Origin of the sequence: Kitasatospora sp. NPDC088548, assembly GCF_044753005.1 — a bacterium.
Classification (GTDB): Bacteria; Actinomycetota; Actinomycetes; order Streptomycetales; family Streptomycetaceae; genus Kitasatospora.
The window spans coordinates 191,442-207,352 of the sequence record NZ_JBIVMI010000005.1; the positions used below are offsets into that span (position 1 = coordinate 191,442).

Below are 15,911 nucleotides of genomic sequence, written 5' to 3' on the forward strand. Positions count from 1 at the left end.
CTGCGTGACCGGCACCCTCTCCGTGACCGCGCCCGCCCCTACGCCCGCCCCTACGCCCGACCGGGAGACCACCGTGCCCGACGGCCGGCCCGCCCACCGCCCCCGCGCCGTCCTCGCCATGCACCGCGAGCTCGCCGGCCGCCTGATCGACCCGCACACCCTGGCCCGGCTCACCGCGCTGGCCGACCTCGACCCCGCGCTCGTCCTGGACGACTTCACCACCCCCGAGGCCCGCGCGGCGCTCGCCGACGCCGAGGTGATCGTCTCCAGCTGGGGCTGCCCGCCGATCGACGAGGAGGTGCTGGCCGCCGCCCCGCGGCTGAGCGCCGTCATCCACGCCGCCGGCTCGGTCAAGCACCACGTCACCGAGGCCTGCTGGCGCCGCGGCCTGCAGGTCACCTCCGCGGCCTGGGCCAACGCCCTGCCGGTCGCCGAGTACACCGTCGCCGTCGTGCTGCTCGCCAACAAGCGGCTGCTGCCGATCCGCGAGGAGTACCGGCGCCGCCGCGCCCCGCACGACTGGCAGCTGGCGTACGCCGCGGCGGGCAACTACCGGCGCACCGTCGGCGTCGTCGGCGCCTCCCGGATCGGCCGACGGGTGCTGGAACTGCTGCGCCCGCACGACCTCGACCTGCTGCTGCACGACCCCTACGTCGACCCCGCCGAGGCCGCCCGGCTCGGCGCGCGCGCCGTCGGCCTGGACGAGCTCTGCGCCGCCTCCGACGTGGTGAGCGTGCACGCCCCCGAACTCCCGGCCACCCTGCACCTGATCGACGGCCGCCGGCTCGCCCTGATGCGCGACGGCACCACTCTGGTCAACACCTCGCGCGGTTCCCTGGTCGACCAGGAGGCGCTGGTGCGCGAGGTCGCCTCCGGGCGCCTCGACGCCGTCATCGACGTCACCGAGCCCGAGGTGCTGCCCGCCGACTCCCCGCTCTACGACCTGCCGAACGTCTTCCTCACGCCCCACGTGGCCGGCTCCCTCGGCGGTGAGCTGCACCGGATGGCGGCCGCCGCCGCGGACGAACTCGCCCGCTACACCGCCGGGCAGCCGTTCGCTCACCCCGCCCTCGCCGAGGACGTCCACCGCACCGCGTGATCCCGCGCCGCGCGGCCCCGCACCACGTGCACACGCATCGCGTGCCCCCGCATCGCGTCCCCGCACCAGCAACGAATCGGAGAACCCCCATGCCCCGCAGGGTGATCGGCATCGTCATGAACGGCGTCACCGGCCGGATGGGCTACCGCCAGCACCTGGTCCGCTCCATCCTCGCCATCCGCGACCAGGGCGGCCTGCCGCTCGGCGACGGCGAGACGCTGTGGCCCGAACCGATCCTGGTCGGCCGCAACGCCGCCAAGCTCGAGGACCTCGCCGACCGGCACGGCCTCACCCACTGGACCACCTCGCTCGACGAGGCCCTCGCCCACCCCCTCGCCGAGATCTACTTCGACGCCCAGGTCACCCCCGCCCGGGAGACCGCGCTGCGCACGGCGATCGCCGCCGGCAAGCACATCTACACCGAGAAGCCCACCGCCGAGTCGCTGGAGGCCGCGCTCGACCTCGCGCGCCTCGCCCGCGACGCCGGGGTGTGCAACGGCGCCGTGCAGGACAAGCTCTTCCTCCCCGGCCTGCGCAAGCTCAAGCGGCTGGTGGACGGCGGGTTCTTCGGCCGGATCCTCTCCGTGCGCGGCGAGTTCGGGTACTGGGTCTTCGAGGGCGACTGGCAGCAGGCCCAGCGGCCGTCCTGGAACTACCGCGCCGAGGACGGCGGCGGCATGGTCCTCGACATGTTCCCGCACTGGCGCTACGTGCTGGACGGCATCATCGCCCCCGTCCGCTCGGTGTACGCGCACACCGCCACCCACATCCCCGAGCGGACGGACGAGCACGGGCAGGTCTACCGGGCCACCGCCGACGACGCCGCGTACGGCGTCTTCGAGCTGGAGGGCGGCATCACCGCCCAGATCAACTCCTCCTGGGCGGTCCGGGTGGACCGCGACGAGCTGGTGGAGTTCCAGGTGGACGGCACCGAGGGCAGTGCGGTCGCCGGACTGCGCGAGTGCCGCTTCCAGCACCGCGCGGCCACCCCCAAGCCGGTCTGGAACCCGGACCTGCCGGTGACCGAGCCGTTCCGCGCGCAGTGGCAGCGAGTGCCGGACAACGAGGAGTTCGACAACGGCTTCAAGACTCAGTGGGAGCTGTTCCTGCGCCACGTGACCACCGGCTCCCCCTACCACTGGGACCTGCTGGAGGGCGCCAAGGGCGTGCAGCTCGCCGAACTCGGCCTGCGCTCCGCCCACGAGGGACGCCGGATGGACGTCCACGAACTGTCCCTGTGACCGCCCGTCGGCCGCACCCGGGCCGGCCGGCCGGCACCCGGCCACCCCGCACCCGGCCGCCGGGGACCCGACCGCCCCGCAGCCGCCCGCCGACGAGACGGATGCACTGACACCTTGACTTCCTTCCCCTCCTGAGGAGAGGGAGGTCCCCTCAGCCTCGCGGCTGAGCCGCTGCGCGCGAGCGCGGCGGTGGGACTACTTCCTGCTTCACCGACGACCGCCCGGAGTACTGCGTTGAGGTCTTGCACCGCCTCCACAGGCTGCAACCGCCAGCCCGGCGGCAACGATGTTGCGTGCCGCGTTCACGTCCCGGTCATGGGTCGCACCGCAGCCGCACGTCCACTCACGGACGTTCAGCGGCATCCTGCCCCGCAGGATGCCGCTGGCCGAACACAGTTCAGACGAGGGGAACCAACGGTCCACGGCCACCAGGTCCCGGCCGTACCAGTCGGCCTTGTACTCCAGCATGGACCGCAGTTCGGCCCAGCCCGCGTCCGAGACGGCACGGGCAAGCGTCCGGTTCCTGAGCATGTTCCGGACGGTCAGATCCTCGATCACGATCGTTTGGTTCTCACGAACGAGCCGCTCCCCCGGCCAAAGCCGAGAGTATCCACGAAGGAATTCCGATGACCGAGATCGACCTGCCCGGCCACGGCCGGATCCGGCTGCGCGAGCCCGCGGCCCTGCCCGCCTCGCCCGCCCCGGCCCGCTCGCGGGTGGCCTTCGCCGCCGCCCACGTGGTCGCCGACCCGCTGGGCGACAACGCCCCCGGCGCACCCGCCGCCGTCGACTGGGACGCCACCCTTGCCTTCCGCCGGCACCTGTGGTCGCTGGGCCTCGGCGTGGCCGACGCGATGGACACCGCCCAGCGCGGCATGGGCCTCGACTGGCCGGCCACCCGCGAGCTGATCACCCGCTCCGGGGCTGCGGCCCGCGCCTGCGGCGGCCGGCTGGCCTGCGGCGTCGGCACCGACCAGCTCGCCCCCGGCACCCACCCGTTGGACGCCGTCCGGGCCGCCTACGAGGAGCAGCTGACCGTGGTCCAGGAGGCCGGCGCGCAGCCGATCCTGATGGCCAGCCGCGCCCTGGCCGCCGCCGCGCGCGGCCCGGAGGACTACCTGGAGGTGTACGGCGCGCTGATCGCGGGCTCCGAGCGCCCCGTGCTGCTGCACTGGCTCGGCGAGATGTTCGACCCCGCCCTGGCCGGCTACTGGGGCTCCACCGACCTCGACGCGGCCGCCGCCACCGTGCTGGAGCTGATCGGCGCGCACGCCGACCGGATCGAGGGCATCAAGGTCTCGCTGCTGGACGCCGGCCGGGAGATCGCCCTGCGCCGCGCGCTGCCGGCCGGCGTGCGGATGTACACGGGTGACGACTTCCACTACCCCGAGCTGATCCGCGGCGACGAACTCGGCCACAGCCACGCCCTGCTGGGCGTCTTCGACCCGATCGCGGCCACCGCCGCGGCGGCGCTGCGGGCGCTGGACGAGGGCGACCTCGACCGCTACGAGGAACTGTTCGCGCCGACCGTGCCGCTGGCCCGGCACCTGTTCGCCGCACCGACCTTCCACTACAAGACCGGCGTGGTCTTCCTCGCCTGGCTGGCGGGCCACCAGGACCACTTCACCATGGTGGGCGGTGCACAGAGCGGGCGTTCGGTGCCCCACCTGGTGGAGCTGTTCCGGCTCGCCGACGCGGCCGGGGTGCTCCCCGACCCCGACCTCGCCGCCGGGCGGATGCGCCGGCTGCTCGCGGTCGCGGGGGTGACGGCATGAACGGCGCCGACGCGATGAACGGCCTCGAAAGGCTGTCGCTCAACCAGATCACCACCCGGGGCTGGAGCCTGCCGCAGGCCGTGCGGGGCTGTGCGGACGCCGGCATCCCGGCCATCGGGCTGTGGCGCGACAAGGTCGCCGAGACCGGCCTGGCCCGCTCCGCGAAGCTGTGCCGGGACGCCGGACTCGCCGTCAGCAGCCTCTGCCGGGGCGGTTTCCTCACCGCCGACGGGCCCGGGGAACGCCGGGCCGCGCTCGCCGACAACCTCCAGGCCGTCGAGGAGGCCGCCGAACTCGGCACCGACACCCTGGTGCTGGTCGTCGGCGGCCTGCCGGCCGGCAGCCGCGACCTGGTCGGCGCCCGCGCCGCCGTCGCCGACCTGCTCGCCGAACTCGCCCCGCACGCGGGCGACTTCGGCGTGCGGCTGGCGATCGAGCCGCTGCACCCGATGTTCTGCGCCGACCGGGCGGTGGTCTCCACCCTGGGCCAGGCGCTCGACCTCGCCGCCCTGCACCCCGCCCGGCAGGTCGGCGTCGTCGTCGACAGCTACCACGTCTGGTGGGACCCGGCCCTGCGCGAGCAGATCGCCCGCGCCGGGCGGGAGGGCCGGATCGCCTCCTACCAGGTGTGCGACTGGACCCTGCCGCTGCCCACCGACGCCCTGCTCGGCCGCGGCCACGTCGGAGACGGCCACATCGACTTCCGTGCCCTCACCGACCTGGTCACCGCCGCCGGGTACGAGGGCTGGATCGAGGTCGAGATCTTCAACCAGGAGATCTGGGACACCCCGGGCGAGCTGACGCTGCGCACCCTCATCGAGCGGCACCGCACCCACCTGGCCACGCCGTGAGGGTCGTCGTCGCGCCGGACTCCTTCAAGGGCACCGTCACCGCCCGGGACGCCGCCCTGGCGCTGGCCTCCGGCTGGCGCTCGGTGCGGCCGGGCGACGAACTGCTGATCCGTCCGATGGCCGACGGCGGGGAGGGCACCCTCGACGCGCTCGCGGCGGCCCTCCCCGGCGCCGTCCTGCACCTGGTCCCCTGCTGCACCGGCCCCGACGGGCGGCCGGTCGCCGGACGCTTCGCGCTGTTGCCGGACGGCACCGCGCTGGTCGAACTGGCCGACACGGGCGGCCTGCCGCTGCTCGGCGACGCCCTCGCCCCGCTCACCGCCGGCACCCGCGGCACCGGCGAGACCATCGCCGCCGCGCTGGACGCCGGCGCGCGGCAGGTGACCGTCGCGCTCGGCGGCTCCGCGTCCACCGACGGCGGTGCCGGACTGCTGGCCGCCCTCGGCCTGCGGCTGCTGGACGACACCGGCGCCGACCTCCCGGACGGCGGCGGCGCCCTCACCCGGGCCGCCCGGCTCGACCGAACCGCCCTGCGCCCCGCCCCGCCCGGCGGCGTCCGGCTGCTGACCGACGTCACCAACCCGCTGCTCGGCCCCACCGGGGCGGCCGCGGTCTACGGCCCGCAGAAGGGCGCCGACCCGGCCCGGATCGCCCTGCTGGAGGCGGGGCTGCGGCGCTTCGCCGACCTGCTCGGGGGCGACCCGGACCTCCCCGGCTCGGGCACGGCCGGCGGCACCGCCTACGGCCTGGTGAACGCCTGGGGCGCCCGGGTGGTCCCCGGTGCGGCGGCGGTGGCCGGGCTGACCGGACTCGACGCGGCCCTCTCCGGGGCCGGCCTGGTGATCACCGGCGAGGGCCTCTTCGACCTCACCAGCCTGCACGGCAAGGCGGTCGGCGAGGTCCTCGCCCGCGCGGAGCGGGCCGGCATCCCCGCCCGGGTCGTCGCCGGCGAGGCCTCCGACCCCGGCGCGCTCACCCTCACGGCACTGTCCGGCGACCCGGCCGACGCCCGCCACCGGGCGGCCCACTGGCTCACCGCCGCCGGCGCCCGACTGGCCCGCACCCACAGCGCGGGCTGACGCCCGAGCAGCGCCCCCGGGCGCCCCCGCGTGGTGCCCGCGGTGGGAGCAGCGGACCGGAAAGCGGGTCGCGTCGACCAGCACCCGGGCCGGCTTCGATCCGTACACCTCGGGCGAGACCTGCGTCAGCACCCGGTAGGCCCACAGCCCCCGCCGCCCCCGCAGCACCCGCCGGTCCGTGCCGAGCAGCAGCATCCTCGCCCGCAGTACCGCATCCTGATTCACCGTGTCCCCCTTCGTCGTCGCCCCCTCCCCGGCGGCCGCGCAGGGCAGCACGACGTACGTGCCGGCGCCCGGGAGCGGGCGCCGGCACGGAGCCGGGGAGAGTGGATGACGTCGAGTCTGCGCGTCGCCGAGGCGCCGGACAAGGGCGATCGGCTGTGCTCCCGGTCCTACCGGACAGGCCCCCTGACAGGCCATGATGGAGTCGACACTTTTCCGGACCCCGCGAGCGGGTGCCCGGGCAAAGGGCGGCCCTGGGCCGCGACTACGACGGGGTCGCGGTGTGCCAGGTGGCGATCCAGCAGGCGGTCGCCAAGGTGGCGGCGCCGGCCGCGGCCATCGCGGCGCCGGTGCCCGCCACGGTCGCGAGCACACCGAAGCAGGCGGGGCCGACGCCCTGCAGGGTCATGGTGCCGGAGTGCAGCAGCCCGAACGCCTGACCCTGGGCGGCGGCGGGCACGGCGTCCAGGAAGGCCCGCTGCAGCCCCAGGGAGTAGGCGAAGCCGGTCCCGGCGCAGAGCAGCAGGACCGCGCTCAACCCGGCGCCGGGACCGGCCGCGAAGGCCAGCAGCGGAAGTCCCATCACTGCGGCGAGCGGGGCCACCAGGCGCTCCCGCACGGGCGGCCGCACCAGGCGGCCGACGACCAGGGCGCCCGTCAGCATGCCGGCCGGCACACAGGCCATCAGCAGGGCGTAGGTGCCGGGGGCGAAGTGCCGCTGCCCCGCGTAGGCGACGATCAGCGCCTCGACGCCGGCCGTGGCGGCGCCCGGCAGCCACTGCGCGAGCAGCAGCCGTCGCGGGCACCGGGTGCTCATCAGGGCTGCGGTCCCGCGCAGTCCGGCCTTCGCCACGGAGCCGGACGGACCGCTGCCGGGGTCGATTCGCGGCAGGCCCAGACGCACCGCCACCGCGGCCGTGAGGTGGAGCGCGGCGCCGACGGCGAGCGCCTGGCGGGTGCCGAGAGCCGCGACGGCGGCCCCGCCGACGGCCAGGCCCGCCAGTTGGGCGACCGAGGAGGCCATGCTGTTCAGTGACCGCCCCAGCACATAGGCATCGCCGGTCAGCGAGCGGGACGTGGTGCACCGGGTGGGCCTGATCGGCGAACAGGGGTGGGAGGCCGTGATCGCCGGCCTGCACGACGGGGTGTCGTGGCGGGACGGGGCGATCGAGGTCCGCGTTGCTGCCGGCGACACCGTGGCGCTGGCCGGGGAGGGACTGCTGCTGATCCCCTCGGTCTTCATCGTCCCGACCGTGGCGGCGCACACGGCGCCGCCCTGGCCGAAGACCCTGATCTACCCCGCCCGCGGCACCGCCGCCCTCCTGGGGACACCGCCCGCCGGCCCGCCCCAGGCCCTCGGCGCGCTGATCGGGCGTTCGCGGGCCCGGGTCCTCGCCGCGCTGGACACCCCCGCCAGCTCCGGCTGGCGACCGGCGCGGTCGGTGACCACCTCGCGGTCCTGCTCGATGCCGGCCTGCTCAGCCGCGCCCGCTCGGGGCGCTCCGTGCTCTACCAGCGCACGGCGCTGGGGGACGCCCTGGCCTCAGGTGCGGGCGCCACGCTCTCCGATACCCGATGACGCCCCGGCGCTGTCGCGGCAGCGGCCGGGACCGGCGGAGCCCGAGCCGCCCCACTCAGCCGGCGGACAGGTCCAGCTTGAAGGGCGAGCCGCTGGAGCTCGGCGTCCAGCCCTTCGAGCGCGCCGCCCGGATACCGGCGGCGACCTCCCCCGGCAGGACGACCTGGTCCGGCACCAGGTCCGGGGCGACGAAGGCCCGCCGTCCGGTCTCCACGACGAGCGTCGCCCCCGGGCGGGCCGCCTCCTCCGCCACGTAGCCCAAGGTGCCGCCTTCGTAGTCACAGCACAGGTGCCGCCTGCTCACCCGCCAGCGGTACTCGACACCGTCGACGACGATGCGGCGGGAACCCTTCTTGGCCAGTGCCACCGTGTTGCCCCTCAGCCTTCGGTTGTCCGTGTCTCCGCAGACAGTCTCCTTGCGTAACCCACGTGTGTCACCGGGTTTGCTCCGGCCCGGCCCGCGCGGTGCACAACAGGCCGATCTCTGAATGATCGTTTTCGGGTGGATATGCCGAACGGTCAATCCCGATCTGTTCGGAGCTGATCACCATCGCTAGGGTGCGGCGCGTCCCCGCAGTTACGCCCGCCCCCGCCGCCCCCCGCGGCCGGGCAGACAACCGATCGGAACGGTGTCGCCGTGACCAGGATCCTCCGTCAGCACGTGCTGACGAACTACGACGGCTGGAAGCCGGCACCACCGGTGACCGGCTCCCCCTCGACCCGGCCCCGGGGCGCCGTCCGCGGCAACGCTGAGGAAGATCCCGCTTTTCTGTCAAAACCTCAAACAACCTGCTCTTCATGCGATATGACTTGCAGCGCCACGGATCGACCGTGCGCGGAGCAGTATGAATACGATGAAGGGGATGTCGTGGGGAAACTGTCCACAAGGGCTTCGATAGCGGCATTGGCGGCGTTGGTCGCGGCCTCCGTGCTGCCCGGTCAGGCCGGGGCCGCCGCCCCGCCCTCGGTCTGGGTCGCCAGCGGCGCCGACCATGTCTTCTCGTCCTCGCCGGCCCCCCAGCGGCCGACCGGTCCGGTGACCATGTTCGCCGCGCGGAACGAGGTCCAGACCGCCCAGATCGCCGTCCGCTCCGGGGGGAGCCTGACCGGTCTGTCGGTGCAGGCGAGCGACCTCACCGGACCGGGCGGGGCGGTGATCCCGGCCTCCAGGATCACCGTCAACCGGGAATACAACCACCCGAACATCTCGAAGAACAACAGCCCGCACCGCCAGGACCCGCCGAACGGCGGCAACGAGTACTACGACGCGCTCGTCGGCAACGACCCCTACAACCTGGCGACCAACACCACCCAGCCGTACCACTACAGCGTGGCGGTGCCCCCCGGGCAGGCGCCCGGCACCTACACCGGGAAAGCCACCGTGAAGAGTTCGGCGGGCCCGGTGGACGTTCCGGTCTCGGTGACGGTGTACGCGGCCGAACTGCCCCCGACGAACCGCTCCACCTTCCGGCTGAACAACTGGTTCACCTCGGTCGGCTGGGACTACACCCTGACGGCCAGTTCGATACCCAGCCAGTACGGAGTGGACGCGTACTCCCCCGACTGGTGGACCCTGATGGGGAACATCGCCAAGAACCACGCCAAGCACCGCAACAACACGGTCTTCGCGGACTTCCAGGCACTCGCCATCCCCGGCACCACGCTGGTGAACGGCACCTACACCTTCGACTGGACGACCTTCGACCGCTTCGTCCAGCTCTTCCAGGACGCCGGAGCGCTCCAGTACATCTACACCCCCCACCTCCTGGAGGACGACGGCTCGAACGTGGAGGTCCTCGTCCCGGACGGCAGCGGCGGGGTGCGGATGGCCCGCGTGGCACCCGGCTCGGACCAGGCCGAGAAGTACCTCGCCGCCGCCCTGCCCGCGCTCAAGGCCCACCTCGACACCAAGTGCCTGGACGCGGGAACGGTCTGCGCACCGGGCCGCCGGTGGAGCGACGTGTTCTACCTCTCCGCGTCCGACGAGCCCAACCCCGCCAACACCGGCTGGGCGGCCAACTCCAACTGGCTCTACCAGCGCTTCCACCAGTACTTCCCGCAGGGCATGACCAACGAGGCCCACCTGTGGACCGGGCCCTCCGTCGACAACACGCTCTCCACCCTCACCCCGCACGTCGACGACGACTACGACGCCAACGCCGCCTACTACCAGGACAAGCGCCTGGCCGGCAAGGACCTCTGGCTCTACTTCAGCGGCAGCCCCGAGGACGGCCACGCCAACCGCCTCATCAGCTACCCCCTCTCCGACTCCCGGCTGACGCCGTGGATGGTGTCGGCGATCGGCGGTAACGGCTTCCTCCACTGGGGCTGGAACATCTGGTCGGAGTGGGACGCCAACGCCGGCAAGTACAAGGGCGTCGACACCTTCAACGGCTGGACCAGCGGCGACCCGTTCCTGGTGCGCCCGAACCCGAAGCCCGGTGCGCCCGACGTCTTCGACAGCATGCGCAGCGAGGCCCTGCTCGCCGGCGTGCAGGACTACGAGCTGCTCAAGCAGCTCGCCGCCACCAAGCCGGTCCTGGCCCACGCCCTGACCTCGTCGCTGATCACCAGCTCCACCGAGTTCACCACCTCGGGCACCGAGATCGACTACCGCCACAAGCAGATCCTCGACGCCCTCACCTCCCCTGGACCCGACGCCTCCTACCCGTTCACCGACGACTTCTCCTCCGGCGCCGACACCCAGTGGCGCCACACCCACGGCTCCTGGTCCGTCACCGGCGACCAGGGCTACGCGCAGACCAGCGCCGGTGACGAGTGGAACAACGTCGCCGCGGTGGCCGGACGCGCCTACGGGGACGTCGCCGCCTCCGTCGACGTCCGGATCACCGGGACCAACGCCAGCGGTGGCAACGCGAACTGGGCCGGCCTGACCGTCCACAGCCAGAACCCGGTCGACCGCCAGACCGGCTACCTGGTGGCGCTGCGCAACAACGGCGAGGTCTTCGTCAACCGCGGCAACACCATGCTGCGCACCGCCAACGTGCCCGGCTTCACCCCCGGTCAGACGGTCACCCTGCGGGTCGTCACCCGCGGCTCGACGCTCGACGTGTACGCGGGCGCGACGAAGCTGATGTCCGTCGACGACTCGGGCTACCCGGTCGGCAACATCGGCCTCGTCACCGGCGGCGCCGCCGCCCGCTTCGACAACGTGCGGCTCAACCCCGGCACCGACCCCGCCGAGGCCGCCGCCGTCTCCGCCACCAGCAGCTACGAGGCCGACGGCTGGAGCAGCGCCGCCCTCACCGACGGCCGCCGGTCGCTGCCGACCGGCACCCTCGGCTGGAGCAGCATCAACAACGTGTCCACCGACCACACCGAGTCGGTCACCGTCGACCTCGGCTCGAACCGCCGGATCAGCCGGCTGGACCTCTTCGCCCGCGCCGACGGCGCCAACACCGGCCTGGGCTTCCCGGTCGACTACACCGTCCAGGTCTCGACCGACAAGAGCACCTGGACCACCGTCGCCGACCGGCACGACCAGCCGCGGCCCGACGCCTCGGCCCAGGCCGTCGCGTTCGCGCCCACCGACGTGCGCTATGTCAAGGTCACCGGGACCAGGCTGCGGACCGACCCGCGCGGCAACTACCACATGCAGCTCGCCGAGATCGAGGCCGCCGGCGACAACCTGGCTGCCAACCGGCCGGTGACCACGTCGAGTTCGATCGAGGGCTCCGGCTGGGGCCGCGCCGCGGCCACGGACGGCGTGCTGAACTCCGCCGCGGGCTACTCGATGGGATGGAGCAGCCTCAAGTCGCCGACGGCGGCGGCCAACGAGTCGGTCGTCGTGGACCTCCAGGGCGCGAGCCGGATCGAGCAGGTCCGGCTGACCCCGCGCACCGACGGCGCCAACACCGGCCTCGGGTTCCCGGTCGACTACACCGTCCAGGTCTCGACCGACGGCACCACCTGGACCACCGTCGAGGACCGCCACGACCAGCCCCGCCCGGGCGGCACCCTGACCTTCCCATTCGCACCGGCCACGGCCCGCTACGTGAAGGTCACCGGCACTCGGCTGAGCACCGACCAGTTCGGCGACCACTACCTGCAGCTCGGCGAGATCGCCGTCTCCTGACGGTCCGAGGCCCTGTCGCTCTGCCGCTCTGCCGCCCTGCCGCCCTGTCGCGCTCAGAGCGCGGTGCGGCAGGCCTCCCGATGCTCGGCCACCTCCTTCGGGTGGCCGAGCATCGGGCAGTGGTCGCCGGACAGCTCGTCCGGTCGCAGACCGAGGCGCTCGGCGACCCCCATGAATCCGGCCGGGAAGAAGCGGTCGTCGGCGGACAGCAGGAACCTGGTCGGCACGTCCGGCCAGGCGGCCGGCGGCCACGGCCGGGCGAACGGGGCCGGCGAGGCGGACCGGCGGTCGACGGCGCGTGCCCCGGGGGTCAGGGCCGGGGCGTGGCCTGGTCCTGGACGCGGCCCTGGAGCGCCTTGGAGAGCTCCGCGACGCAGGCCGCGAGCTGCCCGGTCGTCAACTTCCCCGGGTCGTCGCCGCATCCGCCCGCCGGCGGAGCCGCGGGCGCGGAGGGCGAGGCCGGGTTCGGCGACGAGGACGGGGACGGGGCCTGGGGAGGCCGGCCGCCCGGCGCGGTGATACTGCCGTTCAGCGAGACCAGATTGGGCGTCACCCGGGCGTCGCCGGAAAGGTCGATGTAGTCCTGGGTCTGCCCGTTGAAGTCCACGAAACCGCGCCACTTGTCCCGGCCGAACGGGATGATCTCCTGCAGCGCACCGTCCTTCCCGGCACTGATGGTGATCGACGTCTGCTGCGCCATGTACGACACCATCCGGCTGGCCAGCACGTCCAGGTTCACCGACGGGTCGTCGTCGCCGCGCACGTACACGTGCAGGTCGTTGAGGCCGCCGCCGGCGCGGTCGGCCTGCACGACGGCGAAGGCCACCACCAGTTGCGAGGAGCTGTCCCTCGGCACCAGCGGCGTCACGTAGTAGAGGTGCCCGTCCGCCTTCGAGCGCAGCAGGAACTCCCCCGGGTTGGTGGCGTTGGTCGCCGCCGAGGTGTGCGCGTAGCCGAAGCCGCGGTCGTCCTTCGCGCCGCGCCCACCGAGCCACTGCACCTCGTGGATCTGCGAGCGGACCACCGAGGCCGGGTACACCGCCCCCGGGAGTTCGCCCGGGGCCACGTTCGCCCGGTAGGACACCTCCGGGCGGCCGTCCGGCGAGCCACGCAGCACCAGCACACCGGCCGGCTCCAGCACCGTGCGCTGCCGGAAGCCGGTCTGCCGCGCCACCGAGATGACCACCACCGGCTGGGCGGTGCGCGGGTCGGTGCCGTCGCAGTAGCCCCAGATGTCCTGGTCGCTGTAGACCAGGCCCGGGAAGCGCTCGGCGAGCAGGTTGCGCAGGCTGACGGCCCCCGTCCCGCCGAAGGCCCGGCGGAAGGCGTGGTCGCCGCGGAAGGCGCAGGTGACCACGGAGTTCGAGCGGCCGTCCCAGACGGCGACGCCCTCCATCGGCTGCTCGCCGGAGCCGTCCAGGACGGCCGTCCACACTCCGCCGCCCGCCGAGTCGTCGGGCAGGTAGTGCAGGCTGTGCCCCAGCAGGTGGATCCCGGAGGTCAGGCCGGCGCTGTCGGTGAGCGCCTTGGTCGCGGCGGCGTAGGAGGCGGTGCGCGCCTCGAAGTCGAAGTCCGGCATCGGCGCGGTCTTCACACAGGCCGGCACGTCCGCGGTGCCCACCAGGTCGCAGCGGCCGCCGTCGCCGGGGCGGGTGTGCTCGGTCACCGGCAGCACCGAACGCGGTGTGCCCGCGCCGCCGGCCGGGATGTCGAGCACGGTCGCCGCCGCGTAGAAGCGGCCGGCGTCCTTGTCGGCGTCCCACAGCCCGGTGCCGGCGCGCGCCAGCGAGCCGGCCATCGCGACCACGACCACCGCCACGGTCAGGCGTACCCGCCACCCGCCGAGGCCCGCCCCGGCCTCGTCCGCGATGTGGACGACCCCCCACACCGTGCCGCACAGCCCCACCGCGACCCAGAACCAGAACAGCGGCGCCGCATCCAGTGGACCGCCGTTCGGGAAGAACTCCCGCTCGATCAGCAGCAGATAGCTCTGGTCCTGCTGCCCGAAGCCGCCGAACGCGACGTGCTTGACCAGCCGGACGACGAACGCGAGCAGCGGCATCCACAGCCACCAGACGGCCAGCCCCACCGCCCCGCCCCGCACCGCATGCCTGACACGACTCGTCACACGCCCCCCACTCCGCGCCCCGCCGCCCGCTCGCTCCCCCGTATCCGGGCCTTTGCCCCGTCCTTCCCACCCCGCCCGTCCGGCAAGCCCGGCGGCGGCGGTTGATCGGCGGGCGGGCGGCTCCGTTCGCGGGTCCCGGACCTCAGTCGTAGGAGGGGACGGCGCGAAGGCTCGGTCGGTTCCGGGAACACCGGAACGGGGTGGCGCGGCAGAACGGCGCAGGCCGGCCTGCCCGGGGTGCGGGTCGGGCCGGCGACCAGCAAGGCCCGCACGGCCGTCCCCGAACACGGCCCTGCGGTGCGCCATCAGCCATGCCTTCCGCGGTCGAGGACCCCCACATGCTAGGAGCCTCGATGAAACGCAGTGCTACCGCAGGCCGGTTACTGACCGCGGCAACCACCCTGACCGTGCTGGCCGGCACCATCGCCGCCACTGTGGACCCAGCCACCGCCGCGCCCACCCCCGCGCCGCCCAGCGCCCTGGCCGCCGCCGGCCTGGACGCCCTCGCCAAGGGCCCGGACGAGACGTACGAGCGCACGAACGTCACCCCCTGGGTCGGCGGCCTCTACTCCGTCGCCTACGAGCGCAGCTACAAGGGCCTGCCCGTCGTCGGCGGCGACGCCGTCGTGCTCGCCGACTCCCAGGGCAAGGTCCGCGGCCTCCAGTCCGCCGCCTCCGGCCGCATCGGCGGCGCCACCACCGCCCGGATCAGCGCCCAGAACGCCGAGAAGACCGCGCGCACCAAGCTCGCCGTCGTCGACTCCGTCGACTCCCGCCGCCCCGTCGTGCGCGTCAAGGACAGCGACAGCGGCCGCCTCGCCTGGGAGACCGTACTCGGCGGCGCGGACGCGGCGGCGTCAGGCGCGGAACGTGGTGCGGTAGTCCGTCGGGGAGGTGCCGACGTGGCGGTGGAAGGCCGCCCGGAAGGCGGCGGGGCTGCCCAGGCCGCTGAGCCGGGCGACCTGTTCGACGGGGGCCGCGGTCGTCTCCAGGAGCTCGCGGGCCCAGTCGATGCGGGCGGCGGTCAGCCAGGCCATCGGCGAAGTGTCCGTCTCCTGCTGGAAGCGCCGGATGAAGGTCCGCCGGGACATGTGCGCGCGGCGGGCCAGTTCGTCCACGCTGTGGCGGTGCGCGAGGTTGTCGAGCATCCAGGCCCGGACCGGGGCGAGTTCCTCCCCGCGGTCGGCGGGCCGGAAGCGTTCGATGAACTGCGCCTGGTCACCGGGCCGTTGGGGCGGGGCGACGAGTGCCCGGGCGCGGTTGTTGGCGGCCGCGGCGCCGTGGTCGCGCCGGATGATGTGCAGGCACAGGTCGATGCCGGCGGTGACTCCCGCCGAGGTGAGGATGCCGCCGTCGTCGACGAAGAGCCGGTTCGGACGTACGTCGATCCGGGGGTACCGGCGCTGCAGGGCGGCGGCGTCCCGCCAGTGGGTCGTCGCGGGGCGCCCGTCCAACAGCCCGGCGGCGGCCAACGCGAACGCCCCGGTGCAGATCGACACCAGCCGTGCGCCTCGGGCGTGCGCGGAGCGGATCGCCGACAGCGCGGCGGCGGGCGGCGCGGCCTGCGGGTCCTCGTAGCCGGGGACGACAACGGTGTCCGCGTCCCGCAGAGCTTCCAGCCCGGCCGGTGCGGTGACGGTGAACCCGCCGCTGCGGACCGGCCCGGCCGCCGGGTCCGCGCAGACGGTGACCCGGTAGTGCGGGTCCGTGCCGAAGGTCTGCACCGGGATGCCCAGGTCGAGCGGGAGCACCCCCGGAAGCGCCAGCACCGCGACCCGATGCTCCTCCACAGCCGACATGGCACGATCCTAGCGGTACCTGCCCCGCGTGCCACTGTCACC

The 15,911-nt window shown here is 74.0% G+C and carries 11 protein-coding genes and 2 pseudogenes; 7 read left to right on the forward strand and 6 right to left on the reverse strand.

Annotation, left to right across the window (positions count from 1 at the left end; genetic code table 11):
- Positions 1 to 118 precede the first annotated feature (118 nt).
- Positions 119 to 1,099, forward strand: coding sequence for a hydroxyacid dehydrogenase (locus ACIP82_RS10005; RefSeq protein ID WP_400652749.1), 981 nt, complete (start codon positions 119 to 121; stop codon positions 1,097 to 1,099).
- 89 nt (positions 1,100 to 1,188) lie between these two features.
- Complete coding sequence (locus ACIP82_RS10010; RefSeq protein ID WP_400652639.1) at positions 1,189 to 2,340, forward strand: Gfo/Idh/MocA family protein; 1,152 nt, start codon at positions 1,189 to 1,191, stop codon at positions 2,338 to 2,340.
- A 207-nt stretch (positions 2,341 to 2,547) separates the two neighbouring features.
- On the opposite strand, the pseudogene ACIP82_RS10015 reads toward ACIP82_RS10010, so the two are convergent.
- A pseudogene (locus ACIP82_RS10015) lies at positions 2,548 to 2,928 on the reverse strand (RNA-guided endonuclease TnpB family protein); the annotation flags it as partial.
- 38 nt (positions 2,929 to 2,966) lie between these two features.
- Between ACIP82_RS10015 and ACIP82_RS10020 the strand changes: the two are divergent.
- From ACIP82_RS10020 to ACIP82_RS10030, 3 genes are read left to right on the forward strand one after another with little or no spacing between them, the layout of a single operon-like run.
- The gene (locus ACIP82_RS10020) at positions 2,967 to 4,115 is read left to right on the forward strand and encodes a dihydrodipicolinate synthase family protein (protein ID WP_400652640.1); all 1,149 of its coding nucleotides are present in this window, start codon (positions 2,967 to 2,969) and stop codon (positions 4,113 to 4,115) included.
- Entirely contained in the window at positions 4,112 to 4,966 is an 855-nt protein-coding gene (locus ACIP82_RS10025) for a sugar phosphate isomerase/epimerase family protein (RefSeq protein WP_400652642.1), read from the forward strand. The genes ACIP82_RS10020 and ACIP82_RS10025 overlap by 4 nt, the downstream gene beginning before the upstream one ends.
- Positions 4,963 to 6,045 carry a glycerate kinase gene (locus ACIP82_RS10030; RefSeq protein WP_400652645.1) on the forward strand — a complete coding sequence of 361 codons (1,083 nt, stop codon included), beginning with the start codon at positions 4,963 to 4,965 and terminating at the stop codon, positions 6,043 to 6,045. Before ACIP82_RS10025 ends, ACIP82_RS10030 begins: the two co-directional genes overlap by 4 nt.
- Positions 6,046 to 6,532: 487 nt before the next feature.
- On the opposite strand, the gene ACIP82_RS10035 is transcribed toward ACIP82_RS10030, so the two are convergent.
- Both ACIP82_RS10035 and ACIP82_RS10040 read right to left on the reverse strand, forming a co-directional pair.
- Positions 6,533 to 7,510: an MFS transporter gene (locus tag ACIP82_RS10035; protein ID WP_400652647.1), complete on the reverse strand. Its 978-nt coding sequence runs from the start codon at positions 7,508 to 7,510 to the stop codon at positions 6,533 to 6,535.
- 391 nt (positions 7,511 to 7,901) lie between these two features.
- Positions 7,902 to 8,213 carry a hypothetical protein gene (locus tag ACIP82_RS10040; RefSeq protein WP_363608209.1) on the reverse strand — a complete coding sequence of 104 codons (312 nt, stop codon included), beginning with the start codon at positions 8,211 to 8,213 and terminating at the stop codon, positions 7,902 to 7,904.
- Between the two features lie 537 nt (positions 8,214 to 8,750).
- On the opposite strand from ACIP82_RS10040, the gene ACIP82_RS10045 reads away from it, so the two are divergent.
- Positions 8,751 to 11,942, forward strand: a complete 3,192-nt coding sequence (locus ACIP82_RS10045; RefSeq protein WP_400652651.1) for a discoidin domain-containing protein — start codon at positions 8,751 to 8,753, stop codon at positions 11,940 to 11,942.
- 53 nt (positions 11,943 to 11,995) lie between these two features.
- Here ACIP82_RS10045 and ACIP82_RS10050 read toward each other — a convergent pair whose 3' ends face one another.
- Both ACIP82_RS10050 and ACIP82_RS10055 read right to left on the reverse strand, forming a co-directional pair.
- Positions 11,996 to 12,169 carry a hypothetical protein gene (locus ACIP82_RS10050; protein ID WP_363608211.1) on the reverse strand — a complete coding sequence of 58 codons (174 nt, stop codon included), beginning with the start codon at positions 12,167 to 12,169 and terminating at the stop codon, positions 11,996 to 11,998.
- Positions 12,170 to 12,252: 83 nt separating this feature from the next.
- Positions 12,253 to 14,070 (reverse strand): hypothetical protein, encoded by a 1,818-nt coding sequence (locus ACIP82_RS10055; RefSeq protein WP_400652654.1) that lies wholly within the window; start codon positions 14,068 to 14,070, stop codon positions 12,253 to 12,255.
- 353 nt (positions 14,071 to 14,423) lie between these two features.
- Between ACIP82_RS10055 and ACIP82_RS10060 the strand changes: the two are divergent.
- Positions 14,424 to 14,720: pseudogene (locus tag ACIP82_RS10060) on the forward strand (M4 family peptidase); the annotation flags it as partial.
- Positions 14,721 to 14,927: 207 nt separating this feature from the next.
- Here ACIP82_RS10060 and ACIP82_RS10065 read toward each other — a convergent pair.
- A complete protein-coding gene (locus tag ACIP82_RS10065; RefSeq protein ID WP_363608213.1) occupies positions 14,928 to 15,869 on the reverse strand; it encodes a helix-turn-helix domain-containing protein in 942 nt (313 codons plus the stop codon).
- Positions 15,870 to 15,911 lie beyond the last annotated feature (42 nt).